The following is a 15,867-nucleotide window of genomic DNA, read 5'->3' on the forward strand; positions in this document are numbered from 1 at the left end:
GTGAGCGAATGTACCACTATATATCTGTAATAATCCCTAATTTTTCACAATTAACATCTTTTGTTAATTTTTCGTTTTTTGAGTTTACCCAATCGTTTGACGATTTTTTTAAAGGAGAATCTAAACTCACTTGACTGTTACTTACTTCTAAGCGGCTTTTGGTTTCTTCCTTTTTCTGTCGGATACAATTCTGGAAGTGGATCGCTTTGCCAAAATTCTTTGGTGTCAATGTCTAAGATTGAAAGTTTTCCTGTAAAGGCGGCACCTGTATCTACATTCCATAAATTGAGTGCTTTGGTTGGCGTAGTGCGATTAAATTTTATCGTTGGTGTATGCCCAATGTATATTTCTGTATATTGATCAAATCGTTCTAAGGCATATTTTGGATTGCTGAGGTTTTCAATGCTTAACTTTTCAGCCAATAACGCGGTTTCTATCAGGGTTCTGTCAAAGAAAAAATTTTTGTAAAACACTTCTTTTTCTACACCGTCTATCGCCGTGAATCCCGCATGCAAAAACAATCGATTTTGAGAATCAATATAGTAGTTTTCTAAATTGTTGTAGAATTGTACATGTTGTTCTTTATCGTAATCCACACGTGCGTAACTTTCCAAGGTTTCCTTTCCACCATGTATGTACCAAACCTCAGGAATATGTCCATCCAACAACCATTCATGACACCAAACATCATGATTTCCACGAATAAAAATACATTGTTGACGTGTTCTCAAATCGATTAAAAATGCTATCAATTCTGCCGATTCGCTCCAGCCATCAACGTAATCGCCTAAAAAAATGAGTGTATCATCTGAAGTCACATTGGCGCGCTTCAGCACTTGTGTCAAGGCTTTCAATCCTCCGTGTATATCACCTATTGCGAGTGTTCTCATGTTTATTTTGCTTCATGTGGTAAAATACTAATTACTTTCAAATGATATTAATCTTTGTGGGATGGAGATAGTGTAAAAACAAGAATCGTTAGTACCAATACCAATAAGATAATTTCAATAATTCCTGCCAAACCTACGCCACCAACATTCATTATAATGTATGGATGTATAAAAAAGAGGAATACAACAAATAATACTAAGGAGCCAAAAAATATAAGGTATCTGTACGATCTTTTCATATTTTAAAATTGGTAATTATTACTAAAAAAAACATCTAACTATATTTTATCTTTCGTAAAATACGAATCGTTGCTTTGTACAGTTCGTAAATGTCTTGGTCGTAGTCTTTTAATAAAGGTCTGGCTTCGTCCAGTTTGTTTCGCGCTTCGTGAAAACCGTTTAAATAACAAATCATATAGGTTGCTGGCAAATTACGCAAATCGTAATCTTCATTTTGTGTGATAGGAATGTTTTTGTGTAATTTTTCTAAGATTACATTATTCGTGTTGTAAATATGATGCAGCGTTTTTTTATCGAATTGCGGCGCTTCAAAAATCAAATTGCTATCAATAGCATACATTCCGTTCGGTTTAAACGTAATGGTAACCTTTTCTAGCGGATAATATTGGTATTTATTTTGCAATCCGAGTGGCACGTATTCCACAATGGTAAATGCATCTTCGTTGTATGTAATTTCAACTTGGTCCAACGCCGAATAAAACAATTTTACTTGCTCGTTAATCAGTTCAATATCCACGCGCGAATAAAAGATTTTATCACGCTTTTTCTGCTTAATTCCTGCCCAACACACCACAAATTGTTCTTTAAAAACTTGGTAATGCGATTCCAGATTGGCATGTTCGTTATTGATGAAATTAATCACGCTGTCCAACGTCAGTTTGATGTTATTTTGCGCGCTTTTTTCAATCGTTTGTACGATTTCTGAATTGACATCTTTTATCTCAATATCAAACACTTTCGGCATGGAAATGCTGCCATCACGCAGAAAAATAGAACCGCCGTAATACTTCCAAATATTTTTTCGCAACGAAGTAATTTCTCCATTCGGACGAATCGTAACCAAACCCACGACTTTTCCTTTGGGCAAATGTGGGAAATAGATATTTTCATACTGTACAATCGGCGGATTTGTCAAATATGCATTGATGAGATTTTGAATCTTACTATCATCAAAAAAGTCCACACCGACGATTTTGTTGTCTTCATCTTCCACACCAATAACGATGTACGAATTGTTTTTCGGATTGCTGTTGGAGAGCGCACAAATATGTTTCAGAAACTTAGCTTTTCCTTCCTTTTCGCCAATATTTAACTTTCGCTTTTTGTCATAAAAACTATTCTCATCGTTGTGAGCGAGTAAGTTTTTAATCAAAAGGCGTTTATTGATCATTGGAATAATGAGTTTTAGCAAATACAGATTATAAAAGTACACTTTACTCCATAAAAATGAGCAATTTATACCGTTATTCTTTCTTTACAATCGTACTCGAAGCTTGCGCGGTACACATCACCATCAAATCGGCAATATTTACATGTGTAGGTCTTGAAACAATGAAATACGCAATTTCCGCGACATCTTTTGGCGTCAACGGTTGGTATCCTTGATACACTTTCTCAGCACGTTCGGTATCGCCTTTAAAACGAACATCACTAAATTCGGTTTCCACCAAACCTGGATTTATCGCGCCCACGCGAATTCCATGCGCATTTAAGTCAATTCGCATTCCTTGATTCAGCGCATCTACCGCGTGTTTGCTGGCACAATACACATTTCCGTTTGGATACACTTCTTTACCTGCTGTAGAACCAATATTGAGAATATGACCTGCATTTCGCGCCACCATTTGCGGAATAATAACGTTGCTTACATACAACAATCCTTTTACGTTGATGTCAAGCATGGCATCCCAATCGTCTACATTTCCTTGCTGAATTGGATCCAAACCATGCGCATTTCCAGCATTATTCACTAAAATATCAATGGTTCGAAAAGTTGAAGGCAATGAAGCCACCGCAGCTGCTACTTTTTCTCTGTCGCGTACGTCAAAATTTAGGGTGTGTACTTCTGTTTTTGAACGTAATTCGTTTTGTAACTCGTCCAAACGTTCTTGCCTGCGACCGCATAGAATCAAACGGATATTATGTGTAGCAAATTCGCGCGCAATTTCGCGTCCAATACCACTTGTGGCACCTGTAATAAAAGCTGTTTTTCTCATAGCCTTTGGCTATTCCCACGAAAGTGGGAATCTCTTTAAATTAAACTAAAAAATCTCAATTCTAACATCTCAATACTCAATACTGTGAAGCTATGGAACTTTATGTCCTTGACTTTCCACCAACAACGTAAACCAATCTTGCAAATCCAAGTCAATTTCGACAGCTTTTGCAGCATTGGTAATTCGTTCAGGTGTTGTCGTTCCAATCACAGGGTGTATGTCTGACGGATGTTTTAAAATCCACGCCAACACCAATTGGTCTTTGGTGGCGTTGTATTTTTCTGAAAGTGTATCTAACACTGTGTGAATTCGCTGAGTTTGCTCGGTTTCTTCTCTAAAAACATTGCCGAGTGGTTGCCATGCCATAGGTAAAATGGAGTTCGTAATCATATAATCCAACGTTCCATCGTGCATGGCGTCAAAATCGGTTACAGAAAACTGAATTTGATTCGCAGAGATATAATTTTTAGCACCAATCATTGTCATTTGTGATGGCGTAAAGTTAGAAACGCCAAAATTTTTGATTTTCCCTTGCGTTTTCAATGCGTCAATTGCTTTAAAAACTTCTTCGGGATGCATGAGCGGACTTGGTCTGTGCAATAGCAACAAATCTAAATAATCTGTTTGTAAATTTTTGAGTGATGTTTCTACAGACCAAACAATGTATTCTGAGGAATAATCATAATGTTTAATGGTATTCTGTCGTGTTTCAGCTTCGTGTTGAATACCGCATTTGGTAATCAATTCGATGCTTTCGCGATTGATATTGCTTTCCGCGAATGCTTTTCCAAAAGCGGCTTCCGTAGTATAACCTCCATAAATATCCGCGTGATCGAATGTGGTAATTCCTTCCGAAATGCAATGCTGCATCAGGTCAATCATTTGTGAAGTGTTGAGTTGTTTTCCCCAAACGCCCCAAGTCATGGTACCTGCAATAATTCTTGAATAATTTGTATTCACAGTCTAAATAAGTTTTACCGTAAAAATACGAATTAGAAAATTAGACGGGCTTAGATTTTTAGACTTTTAGATGTAATTATTAGTTAAAACTCGCGATGTGCTATGATCATAATTGACATGGATTCCTGCCTTACTTCGGCAGGATTGGCATGAGTTGCTGGAATGACATTTCAAATCTATCTAAGAGTGATAGCCATCTAAAGCAAAGCGTATCTAACATTCTAAAAAAATCTACATCAAAAAACGGACGCTCGAATCTTTTTCCAAAGTTGTATCAAAATGAGTCCGGAAACTATAGCAACGCCAGTTAAGGAAAGTGCTAAGGTAGTTTTTCCGTAAATCCAGTTTCCTGTGGCAAACATGGTACTGTAAATAAACACAATACCTACAACCATTGCCAAAATTCCCGATGGTACATTCCATGGTTTTTTATCTGTAACAATTTCTACATTAGCAGCATTAGCGTCGGCGATAGTTTTCTTCCAGCCAGGACCGCCAGGTTGAATCTTTTTATAAAAATTGAAGAGTGTTTCTTTCGTTTCGGGTTGTGTTAAAAAAGTTACTGTAAGCCAAACAATGGTAGTTATGAAGACTACAACAGGAAACTGAGCGTAACTTGGCATCCAACCTTCAACAGTTTCTCCCGCTTCTGTAGTGTGTGTAAATAGAATTTTTCCGACAACAGTCATTTTAAACAGTATAGATACAATTCCAGAAATAATCATCGCCGAAATTTCACTCCACGCATTGATACGCCACCAAAACCAACGGAGAATAAAAATTAATCCAGTTCCTGCGCCAAACATGATGATGATTTCAAAAAGTTGTTTGGCATTTTGAAGAAACAATGCAAAAATGGCACTGAAAACCATCAAAAGAACAGTGGAAATTCGTCCTACAGTTACTAACTCTTTTTCGGAAGCACCTTTTTTGATGGTTGTTTTGTAAAAATCGTTCACAATATAGGATGATCCCCAATTCAAATGTGTAGAAATGGTAGACATATAAGCTGCTACTAGTGAAGCCAATACCAAACCTAACAATCCACTTGGCAATTTGGTGAGCATGGCAGAGTATGCCAAATCGTGACCTAATTTATCAGCAGGAATATTTGGAAAAGCTTCTTGAATACTAGCAACATCTGGAAAAATGACCAACGATGCCAATGCTACTAAAATCCACGGCCACGGACGCAATGCATAGTGCATAATATTGAAAAAGAACGTGGCTCCAATAGCGTGATTTTCATCTTTGGCTGCTAACATGCGTTGTGCAATGTATCCGCCACCGCCAGGCTCAGCTCCTGGATACCACGAGCTCCACCACTGTACTGCTAGTGGAATCACAAATAATGTAAACAGGGCTTCTGTATCACTAAAGTCGGGAAGAATATTCAATTTGTTGGCTACATTTTTATGAGTCATCAAATTTTCCAATCCGCCAACTTCGGGTAAATTCACACAATAATATGCAGCACCGACAGCACCTGCCATCGCAACAAAAAACAATAAAAAGTCGGTATAAATAACACCTTTAAATCCGCCAATAGCACTAAAAATTACAGTAATGATTCCTGCATACAATACAGTTTCAATCGGCGACAATCCCAACATAACACCTCCAATTTTAATAGCAGCAAGCGTAACGGCTGCCATGGCAAATATGTTGAAAATCACACCTAAATATACAGCTCTGAACCATCTTAGAAATTTGGCTGGTTTTCCGCCGTAGCGCAATTCGTAGAATTCAATATCGGTAGCAACGTTCGATTTTCGCCACAATTTGGCATACACAAAAACGGTTAATAAACCTGTAATCAAAAAAGCCCACCAAACCCAATTGGACGAAACACCATCTTTTCGAACCAAATCGGTCACCAAGTTTGGCGTATCGGTAGAAAATGTGGTGGCTACCATGGAAATTCCCAAAATCCACCAAGGCATATTGCGTCCTGACAAAAAATATTCCGTACTATTTTTTCCTGAAGTTTTCGAAACATATATTCCGATTCCTAAAACAATGGTAAAAAATCCAATAATGAGGCTGTAATCTAATCCAGATAATTCCATAAAATACAATTCTAAAAAAAGCAATTCAACTGACAAACCGAACAACAGTAAGGGGTTGAGTTATCAACAAAAAAATGAGCGCTTTACAAATGGCACATGCTTTTGAGTTTAAAGGCTTCAATATATAAATATCCTAAATATTTTAACCAATTATTAACAGCAATAAACGAATAATTTTAACAATTTGCATCGGTAAAATGTGATTAGTAAATTCACGCCTCAAAAAAAGAACTTACATGGAAGAGACAATAGATATTAGAGCCATTAACGAAAAAATTGAAAAAGAAAGTGCTTTTATCGATTTGCTAACGATGGAAATCAACAAAATCATCGTTGGACAAAAGCACATGGTCGAACGCTTATTAATTGGATTGCTCGGAAAAGGGCATATTTTATTAGAAGGTGTGCCTGGACTGGCAAAAACATTGGCGATTAATACCTTGAGTAAAGCAGTACAAGGAAGTTTTAGCAGAATTCAGTTTACACCCGATTTGCTTCCAGCCGATGTTGTGGGAACACTTATCTACAACATGAAAGAGAATGATTTCTCTATCAAAAAAGGACCAATTTTTGCGAATTTTGTTTTGGCGGATGAGATTAACCGTGCGCCAGCCAAAGTACAATCGGCACTCTTAGAAGCCATGCAGGAAAAGCAAGTAACTATTGGTGATGAAACCTTTATACTTGACAAACCGTTTTTAGTAATGGCAACGCAAAACCCTGTAGAGCAAGAAGGAACCTATCCGTTACCAGAAGCGCAAGTTGACCGTTTTATGTTGAAAGTGGTGATTGATTATCCGAAAATGGACGAAGAACAACTCATCATGCGTGCCAACTTAAAAGGTAATTTTGAAAAAGTAAATTCTGTCATCACTGTAGATCAAATCATTAAAGCGCAGGAAGCTGTGAAAGATGTCTACATGGACGAAAAAATAGAAAAATACATTTTGGATATTATTTTTGCTACACGATATCCAGAAAAATACAACTTAGAAGACTTAAAACCATTAATCAGTTTTGGAGCGTCACCACGTGGTAGTATCAATCTTGCTACGGCTGCAAAATGTTACGCATTTATCAAACGAAGAGGATATGTAATTCCTGAAGATGTGCGCGCCGTAGTACACGATGTATTGCGCCACAGAATCGGAATTACCTATGAAGCAGAGGCTGAAAATATCACTTCCGAAGAAATCATCAATAAGATTGTAAACGAAATTGAAGTACCGTAAATGAAGTTATGAGTTAATGAGTATTGAGTTGTGAGTTATTCTCTAAGAACAACTATTCTTCATTATGAACCGACTGAACACTGAATACCGAGTACTGAAGACTGAAAATAATGGATACGAAAGAGTTACTAAAAAAAGTACGGAAAATAGAAATTAAAACGCGCCGACTGAGCGATCATATTTTTGGAGGAGAATACCACTCTACCTTCAAAGGTCGTGGAATGACGTTTAGCGAAGTGCGTCAGTATCAGTTTGGTGACGATGTGCGAAATATTGATTGGAATGTAACGGCGCGCTACAACGAACCGTTTATCAAAGTATTTGAAGAAGAGCGCGAACTCACCATGATGTTGATGGTAGATGTATCTGGCTCTGAACTTTTTGGAACGAACTCACAATTTAAAAACGAAACCATTACGGAAATTTCGGCAACCTTGGCATTTTCGGCAATGCAAAACAATGACAAAGTCGGATTAATTCTATTTTCAGACGAAATCGAATTGTTCATTCCGCCGAAAAAAGGAAAATCGCACGTATTGCGCATTATTCGTGAGTTGTTAGAATTTACACCAAAAAGCACCAAAACAGACGTTTCTCAAGCATTGCGATTTTTATCGAGTGTGATGAAGAAAAAAGCCATCGTGTTTATTCTTTCAGATTTTATTTCGGACGAATACGAACAAACTCTAAAAATTGCAGCAAAAAAGCACGACTTAACAGGAATTCGTATCTACGACCAGCGGGAAGAAACCATTCCAAATTTAGGAATTGTACAAATGCTCGACAGCGAAACGGGCGAAACGATGTTGGTCAATACAGGCTCAAAAACGGTCAGAAACAATTACACAAAATTCTACCGAAGTAAAGTCAAATACTTTGAAGAACTTTTCTCAAGAAGCGGCGCAGGAACGATTAGCGCTAGTGTGGACGAGAGTTACGTAAAAAAATTATTAGGCTACTTTAAAAGAAGAGGCTAAGCAAACTATGCAAAAAGAAGAAAAAAATATGAATACAAAACTACAGCACATCAAAGCGGCAAAAGCATTCTTGGGAATGCGCGCACTTTGGGTAGTTTTCTTTTTTCTATGTACCGCAACTACATTTGCACAACGTGTGGAAGCTGAGGTCGATTCTACCCAAATCAAAATTGGTGAGGAAATCAAGTTGTCGCTCATGGTGGAAGCAGATACCACGGCAAAAGTGGTTTTTCCAGAAGGCAACAATAGCTTTTTACCGTTGGAACTGTTAGAAGCGTATGAGGCAGACACGGTTCAAAAAGATGCCAAATACAATCTCATCAAAAAATACGGAATTACGCAATACGATTCGGGCTCGTATTACATTCCAAAACTAAAAATACTCATTGACGACAAACCGTTTTATACCGATTCTATTCGTGTCGCTGTGGCGGATGTGGTCGTAGATACGCTCAAACAGAAAATGTTTGACATCAAAACCATCACATCAGTTGAAAAAGGCAGCAGTAATTGGTGGATTTATCTTTTAATCGTCTTAGGATTGATTATTTTATTTGGTGCCTACTTTTACTTTTTTGTATTTCAATTGAAAGAAAAAAAGCGAAAAAAGAAAAAAGCTGAAATTCCGCCGTTTGACCGAGCGTTGTTGCAATTGAATGAGTTGGACAAATCGAAATTATTACTCAATTCAGCTTACAAAGATTACTATTCAGAATTGACGAATATTGTGCGACAATACATTGAAGAAGAAGTACGCATTGATGCACTAGAAAGCACCACTGCAGAACTCATCCGAAAAATAGAAGCACAAAAAGATGCAGGGTATTTGGATTTGAAAGATGAAACCATCAAAAATCTAAAAAATGTACTGCAAACGGCCGATTTGGTAAAATTTGCCAAGTCAAAACCCGATGATGCTGTCGTAAAAGCGGATCGTAATTTGGTGGAAAATATCGTTGTAGAAACCAAAGAAGCCATTCCTGAAATCTCCGAAGAAGAATTACGCAAAGACGAAGAATACCAATTGCGATTGTTAGAAGAACAACGCAAAAAACAACGCTTTAGAAACACAGTTATTGGAGTTGTTGCCATGATTATTGCTTTTGGTGGATTGATTGGCTATGCAACATTACAATATGTAAAAGAAAACACATACATCGGGCATTCTATGGGCGATTTGTTGGAAGACGAATGGATAACAAGTAGATACGGAACAGCTGACTTTACCATTTCCACACCGCAAGTATTAAAACGAATGACGCCGATAAAAATCAAAGACTCTGTTGGAGCTACTTCCGAAACAGATGTGTACAGTTATCAAAGTCACTTAGCACCATTTTCCATAGACTTAGCAGTGACAACCTTCAAGCAAAAACCAGAAATTACGCTGGATGATATTGCAGAAGACATTTTAAAGAAACTCGAAGCTGACGGCGCAGAAAAACTCATCGTAAAATATGACGAATACGAGTCGCCAACAGGCATCAAAGGACTCAAAATGTATGGTACAGGAATCTTTGTAGATAACCTAAGTCCGTTCAGCAGTACGCAAGAACGCGAATACGAAACCTACATTTTTGAAGAAGGTCGCGGCATACAAACGTTGACCATGATGTATGCAGAAGATGATGAAGACGGAAAAGAACTAGTGAAGCGAATTTTAAGTTCCATCACGCTAATAGAAGAGCAGAACAATGATCGATAATTATACATTTGCACATCCACAATTTTTCTGGTTGCTACTTTTTATCCCTGTAGCAATCGCATGGTACGTGTGGAAAAAACCAAAGCAGTTGGCAGATGTAAAAATGTCCAGTCTCAAAGGTTTCAAAGCCACACAAAGCATCTTGCCAAAACTAAAACCGATACTTTTTGCATTGCGCATGTTGGCAGTTGCAGCACTCATTATAGCACTCGCACGTCCGCAAACCAAAGAAGTATCTACCCGAATCAAAACCAACAAAGGAATTGACATTGTCATGGCAATTGATGTGTCGGCGAGTATGTTGTCGAGAGATTTAAAACCGAATCGATTAGCGGCATTAAAAAGAGTGGCTTCCGAATTTATTGAAGGCAGACCAAGCGACCGAATTGGATTGGTGGTGTATGCTGGAGAAAGTTTTACCAAAACACCCATTACCACTGATAAAAGCATCATTCAAAACGCGTTAAAAGACATTACGTATAAACATGGCGAATTGACGGGCGGAACGGCAATTGGAATGGGATTGGCAACGGCAGTCAATCGTTTAAAAGATAGCAAAGCAAAAAGCAAAGTTATCATTTTACTGACTGATGGAGAAAACAACGCAGGTTTTATTGAACCACAAATCGCGGCAGAATTGGCGGCAGAATACGGCATCAAAACCTACACTATCGGAATTGGAACCAACGGAATGGCGTCAACGCCTGTTGCCATCAATCCTGACGGAACCTTTTTGTTTCGAAACATGCAAGTAAAAATCGACGAAGCGCTATTGCAGCAAATCGCGAAAACTACGGGCGGAAAATACTTTAGAGCGACCAATAGTAAAAAATTGGAAGGCATCTATGAAGAAATCAACAAGCTAGAAAAGACAGAAATTGAAGAATTTCGATACACCAATTACGAAGAAAAATTCAGGATATTTGTCTTTTTTGCGGGGATATTATTACTGTTAGAAATTTTGTTACGCAACACATTATTTAGAAGTTTTATCTAAAACGAATTATGTTAGAAGAAAAAAAATATTTTTACTTACTAATCATCATCCCAATTGTGGTGCTGGTTTTCATACTCTTGCAGTTATGGAAACGCAACGCGCAGCGTAAATTTGCGAACAAACAATTACTTGAGCGATTGAGCCCTGAAAAATCTACTTTCAAGCCAATTTTGAAATTGGTGATATGGTGTTTGGCGATTGCTTCTTTGACAGTGGCGTTGGTCAATCCGAAAATTGGCACAAAATTGGAAACCGTAAAGCGTGAAGGTGTAGATATTGTTTTTGCGGTAGATGTGTCTAAAAGTATGTTGGCGGAAGATATTTCACCAAGCCGATTGGACAAAGCAAAACGAATTGTCTCAGAAATCATCAATAATTTGGGAAGTGACCGTATCGGAATCATCGCGTATGCGGGAAGAGCCGTACCACAATTGCCAATCACAACCGATTTTTCAGCGGCAAAAATGTTTCTGGCAAACTTAAATACAGACATGCTATCGTCACAAGGAACAGCGATTGACGATGCCATTCGTTTGGCAAAAACCTACTATGACGATGTAGAGCAAACCAATCGTGTATTGGTCATTATTTCTGATGGAGAAGATCATACAGGCGGTGCAGGAAAACTAGCAGCAGAAGCCACCAAAGAAGGTATTAAAACCTATACCATTGGTGTAGGAACGCCAAAAGGCGGACGCATTCCGTTAAAAAGACGTGGAATTGTAGAATCGTACAAACGCGATTTGCAAGGAGAAGTAGTCATTACGCGACTCAATGAAAATACTTTAAAAAATATTGCCGCTGAAGGCGATGGAGAATATATTGACGGAACGGTTACCGAAGATGCAGTAAGCTTCATTACGGAACGACTGTCAACAATGAACAAAACAGAATTTGAAGCTAAAAAATTCTCAGAATACCAAGACCAATTTCAATGGTTTCTCGGTTTGGGAATCTTCTTATTACTGTTAGATGTTTTTCTATTGGAACGAAAAACAGCATGGTTGCAAAAGTTAAACTTATTTAATGAAAAAGAATCATGAAGAACATCGTAAACGTATTCGCAATGTTATTGACGATTTCAGTAACATTCGCACAAAACAAAGATGCCACAGCATTTAAAAACGAATCGAAAAATTATACGTACAAAGCCAATACAGCGGTAAAAGACAGCAGTTATGCCGATGCAGAAGCGGAATATCGCAAAGCCATCTCAAAAGATGGAGAAAACGTAGCTGCAAAATACAATTTAGGAAACGTATACTACGAAAATGAAAGTTATGAAGAAGCGTTCAATCGTTACAAACAAGCGGCTGAAGTAGCAACTACGAAAGCTGATAAGCACAAGGCGTATCACAACATGGGCAATGTGTTTATGAATAATAAAGAATACGAAAAAGCAGTTGCGGCGTACAAAAAAGCCTTGCGCAACAATCCGTCAGACGATGAAACGCGTTACAATTTCGCCCTAGCGAAAGATATGCTTGAGAAAAATCCGCCACAGGACGACGATAAGGACAAAAAAGACAAAGACCAAAAAGAGCAGGAAAAGGAGCAGGACAAGAAAGATCAAGATAAAAACGATCAAAAAGACAAAAACGAAGACAAAGGCGACAAAGAGAAAGACGAAGGCGGGAAAGACGATAAAAACAAAGACGGAAAAGGCGACGAAGAAAAAGAAAAACAACAAAAAGATAACAAAGAAGGCGACGGAAAAGCAGATCAAAAAGACGATAAAAAGCAACAAGAAAAGCAACAACCAAAGCCAAACCAATTATCGCCTCAGCAAGTAAAAAGCTTGTTACAAGCCATGAACAATGCCGAAAAGAAAACACAAGACAAACTCAACGAGAAAAAGGCAAAAGGCGTTAAAGTAAAAGCTGAAAAAGATTGGTAGTTCTTGATTTTTTAGATAATTAACGCAAGAGTGAGTTATGTCTTTTTCGCAGTGTAGTAATGATTTTTCAAGAAATCTTTCAGAAGATTTACTAAAGGATAAATTTTTGAACTGCATAATTCGAACTAGAGCATGGGAAACTAAAAATGTTGAAAAATTAAAAACACCTTTGAAAAAGCGCCTTTTCTTTTGTTTCTTTTCTTTGGGCGAGCAAAGTAAAAGAAAATAAGAATGAAAAAATGTACTATTTTTTTGTTTGTGAATTAGATAAATGCAGAATGCACATTGAAAAAAATTAATAAAGTTCATTCAATTAGTTATTAAAATATAAACGGTGAAAATTAAAATTTACATATCAACAATCATACTCTTGCTATTTGCAGGAATGCTAAACGCACAAGTTACTTTTGAAACGAAAGTGAGTAAAAAGAAACTAGGCGTTAATGAGCGTTTGAAAGTTGATTTTGAAATGGACAGAGACGGCGATAATTTTACCGCACCAAGTTTCACAGGATTTCGTGTGGTTGGCGGACCCATTCAATCCATGAGTCATGTGTGGAACAACGGACAGCGCTCGTTCTCAAAAACCTATACTTACTTTTTGCAACCTACAGCAGAAGGAACGTTTACCATCAAACAAGCGAAAGTTGAAATTGATGGACAAATTTATAAAACGCTGCCTGTAACAGTTACGGTAACCAAAGCAGTTGACAAACCAAAAGACGCTAACAATCCCGATTATGTTATTTCGGAAGGCTTACATTTAGTAACGGAAGTGTCCAAAGGCGATCCGTTTTTAAATGAGCCTGTAACGGTTTCTTATAAACTCTATGTAAAACCAGGAATCATTGTCAATGATTATCGCGAATTGGGCAAACCAACATTCAATAACTTTTGGAGTCAGAACATTCAAACGCAAATGCGTCGCGCTGAGCGAACTACATACAAAGGAGAAGAATATTCGTATGTAACGTTGAAACGTTTCGTTTTATATCCACAAAAAACAGGAAAACAAGTCATTGAGCCGTTTTCTATTGATTTGCAAATTTCGGTACCTACCAATCGTAGAGATGTGTTTGGAAGACGTTACGAAACCGTACACAAAACTATTTCTTCTGCACAAAGAACAGTCAATGTAAAAAATTTGCCAGAAGTTGGTAAACCAGAAGATTTTTCAGGCGCTGTAGGCGATTTCGATTTTAAAGTAACCACGAGTAAAAACTCGTTAAATGCTACCGAATCGTTGCAAGCAAAAATTGAAGTTTCGGGAGAAGGAAACTTGAAGCTTTTTCAATTGCCAAAATTAAAATTGCCAAGTTCGTTGGAAGTGTACGAACCTGAATTTTCAGAACGTGTGACGACTAGAATCTCAGGAATGCAAGGAAGAATTTCAGACAGTTATACGGTAGTTCCGCAATACAAAGGAAAATATCCGATTCCGAGTGTGTCGTTCTCGTACTTTGATCCTTCTGACGAAAAATACAAAACCTTGCGCTCGGACGAAATCATTATTGATGTGGTAGAAGGTCCTGTAAATACAGCTACAGCTGAAAATACAGACAATCAAAATTCAACCCAAAAACAACTAGTTACCACCAACGGTTCACAGTTCCGATTCTTAAAAACGGACGCAAATTTATCGCCAATCCAAACAGAAGATTTCTTTAAATCGAATCTCTTCTACGCATTGTTATTAGGACCTTTCCTTTTCATTCCTATCATTTTACTTGTGAGAAGAAAGAAACGCGCGTACGATAATGATATTGAAGGAAGCAAAACACGAAGAGCGAATCGTTTGGCGAAAAAATACTTGTCAGAAGCGAAAAAGAAACTCAACGACAAAGAAGCGTTTTATGAGGTGTTGGAAAGAGCGCTGCACAATTATTTACGAGCAAAATTCCGCATAGAAACATCTGAATTCAGCAAAGAAAAAATCAGTCAATTATTGACAGAACGTAGTGTAAATGAAGAAACGGTTCACGATTTTATCTCGTTACTAGAAAGTTGTGAATTTGCGCGATACACACCAGCCACAGATGTTGCTATTAACAAGGATTATGAGAAATCGGTGCAGACCATATCGCAAATCGACAAACAATTAAAATAAGTAGAGATGAAAGCAAAACTCATATATTTTCTTTTCGTGTTCATTTCTAGTACATTGCTAGGGTTTGCACAAGAAAACACTGCAATTTTTGACGCTGCCAACAAAGCCTACAACGAAGGAAAGTATGCGGAAGCGATTACACAATACAAAGCAATTTTAGAAACAGGACAACATTCCGCCGCTATTTATTACAACTTGGGAAATGCGTACTATAAAAGCAACGAAATTGGGCCAAGCATTTACTATTTTGAAAAAGCCTTGCAGTTGTCGCCAAATGACAAAGACATTTTGAACAACTTGGCATTTGCCAAAAACATGACGATTGACGCTATTGAGCCGTTGCCAAAAACCCAGCTTTCAAAATTTGTCAATGGCATTACAGGAACATTTACCTACAATCAATGGGCGTGGATTGCGGTTATTTTTGGATTTTTATGTGTGATTTCATTTTTGCTGTATCAATTCTCCTATCAAACACTTAAAAAGCGACTTTACTTTATCGTTAGTTTTATCGCTTTTCTCCTTATTTTGGGAACAGTTGCTATTGCGTATCAACAATATGGAAAAGCGCAAGCAGATCGTCCTGCCATTGTATTTGCGGCAGAAAGTGCTGTAAAATCCGAGCCAAACTTACGAAGCAATGAGGTTTTCGTATTGCACGAAGGCACCAAAGTGCAAGTGTTAGACACGGTAAACAACTGGAAAAAAATCCAACTTATTGATGGAAAAATCGGTTGGATTGTCGCAGAAGATGTGAATGAGTTGTGATTTTGCAACGATTTTACAAATAGCTTCA

At 37.7% G+C, this 15,867-nt stretch carries 14 protein-coding genes; 8 read left to right on the top strand and 6 right to left on the bottom strand.

The window, feature by feature from the left end; genetic code table 11:
* Positions 1-137 precede the first annotated feature (137 nt).
* The 6 genes from C8N46_RS14135 to C8N46_RS14155 form a co-directional block, all read right to left on the bottom strand.
* Positions 138-890 carry a metallophosphoesterase family protein gene (locus tag C8N46_RS14135; protein ID WP_108115553.1) on the bottom strand — a complete coding sequence of 251 codons (753 nt, stop codon included), beginning with the start codon at positions 888-890 and terminating at the stop codon, positions 138-140.
* A gap of 47 nt (positions 891-937) precedes the next feature.
* Positions 938-1,129, bottom strand: coding sequence for a hypothetical protein (locus tag C8N46_RS20160; RefSeq protein ID WP_146169826.1), 192 nt, complete (start codon positions 1,127-1,129; stop codon positions 938-940).
* Positions 1,130-1,164: 35 nt separating this feature from the next.
* Complete coding sequence (locus tag C8N46_RS14140) at positions 1,165-2,301, bottom strand: ATP-binding protein (RefSeq protein WP_108115554.1); 1,137 nt, start codon at positions 2,299-2,301, stop codon at positions 1,165-1,167.
* Positions 2,302-2,374: 73 nt separating this feature from the next.
* Positions 2,375-3,127, bottom strand: coding sequence for an SDR family NAD(P)-dependent oxidoreductase (locus tag C8N46_RS14145; protein ID WP_108115555.1), 753 nt, complete (start codon positions 3,125-3,127; stop codon positions 2,375-2,377).
* Positions 3,128-3,217: 90 nt separating this feature from the next.
* Positions 3,218-4,087, bottom strand: a complete 870-nt coding sequence (locus C8N46_RS14150) for an aldo/keto reductase (RefSeq protein ID WP_108115556.1) — start codon at positions 4,085-4,087, stop codon at positions 3,218-3,220.
* Positions 4,088-4,323: 236 nt separating this feature from the next.
* Positions 4,324-6,156, bottom strand: coding sequence for a sodium:solute symporter family protein (locus tag C8N46_RS14155; RefSeq protein WP_108115624.1), 1,833 nt, complete (start codon positions 6,154-6,156; stop codon positions 4,324-4,326).
* Between the two features lie 236 nt (positions 6,157-6,392).
* On the opposite strand from C8N46_RS14155, the gene C8N46_RS14160 reads away from it, so the two are divergent.
* The 8 genes from C8N46_RS14160 (at position 6,393) to C8N46_RS14195 (ending at position 15,839) form a co-directional block, all read left to right on the top strand.
* Positions 6,393-7,388 (top strand): AAA family ATPase, encoded by a 996-nt coding sequence (locus C8N46_RS14160; RefSeq protein WP_108115557.1) that lies wholly within the window; start codon positions 6,393-6,395, stop codon positions 7,386-7,388.
* A 110-nt stretch (positions 7,389-7,498) separates the two neighbouring features.
* The gene (locus C8N46_RS14165) at positions 7,499-8,365 is read left to right on the top strand and encodes a DUF58 domain-containing protein (protein ID WP_108115558.1); all 867 of its coding nucleotides are present in this window, start codon (positions 7,499-7,501) and stop codon (positions 8,363-8,365) included.
* A 28-nt stretch (positions 8,366-8,393) separates the two neighbouring features.
* Positions 8,394-10,070: a BTB/POZ domain-containing protein gene (locus C8N46_RS14170; protein WP_146169827.1), complete on the top strand. Its 1,677-nt coding sequence runs from the start codon at positions 8,394-8,396 to the stop codon at positions 10,068-10,070.
* Positions 10,060-11,067 carry a vWA domain-containing protein gene (locus C8N46_RS14175; protein WP_108115560.1) on the top strand — a complete coding sequence of 336 codons (1,008 nt, stop codon included), beginning with the start codon at positions 10,060-10,062 and terminating at the stop codon, positions 11,065-11,067. The genes C8N46_RS14170 and C8N46_RS14175 overlap by 11 nt, the downstream gene beginning before the upstream one ends.
* Positions 11,068-11,075: 8 nt before the next feature.
* Entirely contained in the window at positions 11,076-12,110 is a 1,035-nt protein-coding gene (locus tag C8N46_RS14180) for a vWA domain-containing protein (RefSeq protein WP_108115561.1), read from the top strand.
* Positions 12,107-12,964 carry a tetratricopeptide repeat protein gene (locus C8N46_RS14185; RefSeq protein WP_108115562.1) on the top strand — a complete coding sequence of 286 codons (858 nt, stop codon included), beginning with the start codon at positions 12,107-12,109 and terminating at the stop codon, positions 12,962-12,964. The genes C8N46_RS14180 and C8N46_RS14185 overlap by 4 nt, the downstream gene beginning before the upstream one ends.
* Positions 12,965-13,298: 334 nt before the next feature.
* Positions 13,299-15,071: a BatD family protein gene (locus C8N46_RS14190; protein WP_108115563.1), complete on the top strand. Its 1,773-nt coding sequence runs from the start codon at positions 13,299-13,301 to the stop codon at positions 15,069-15,071.
* A 6-nt stretch (positions 15,072-15,077) separates the two neighbouring features.
* Positions 15,078-15,839 carry a tetratricopeptide repeat protein gene (locus tag C8N46_RS14195; protein WP_108115564.1) on the top strand — a complete coding sequence of 254 codons (762 nt, stop codon included), beginning with the start codon at positions 15,078-15,080 and terminating at the stop codon, positions 15,837-15,839.
* Positions 15,840-15,867: the final 28 nt, after the last annotated feature.

Origin of the sequence: Kordia periserrulae, from assembly GCF_003054265.1 — a bacterium.
Classification (GTDB): Bacteria; Bacteroidota; Bacteroidia; order Flavobacteriales; family Flavobacteriaceae; genus Kordia; species Kordia periserrulae.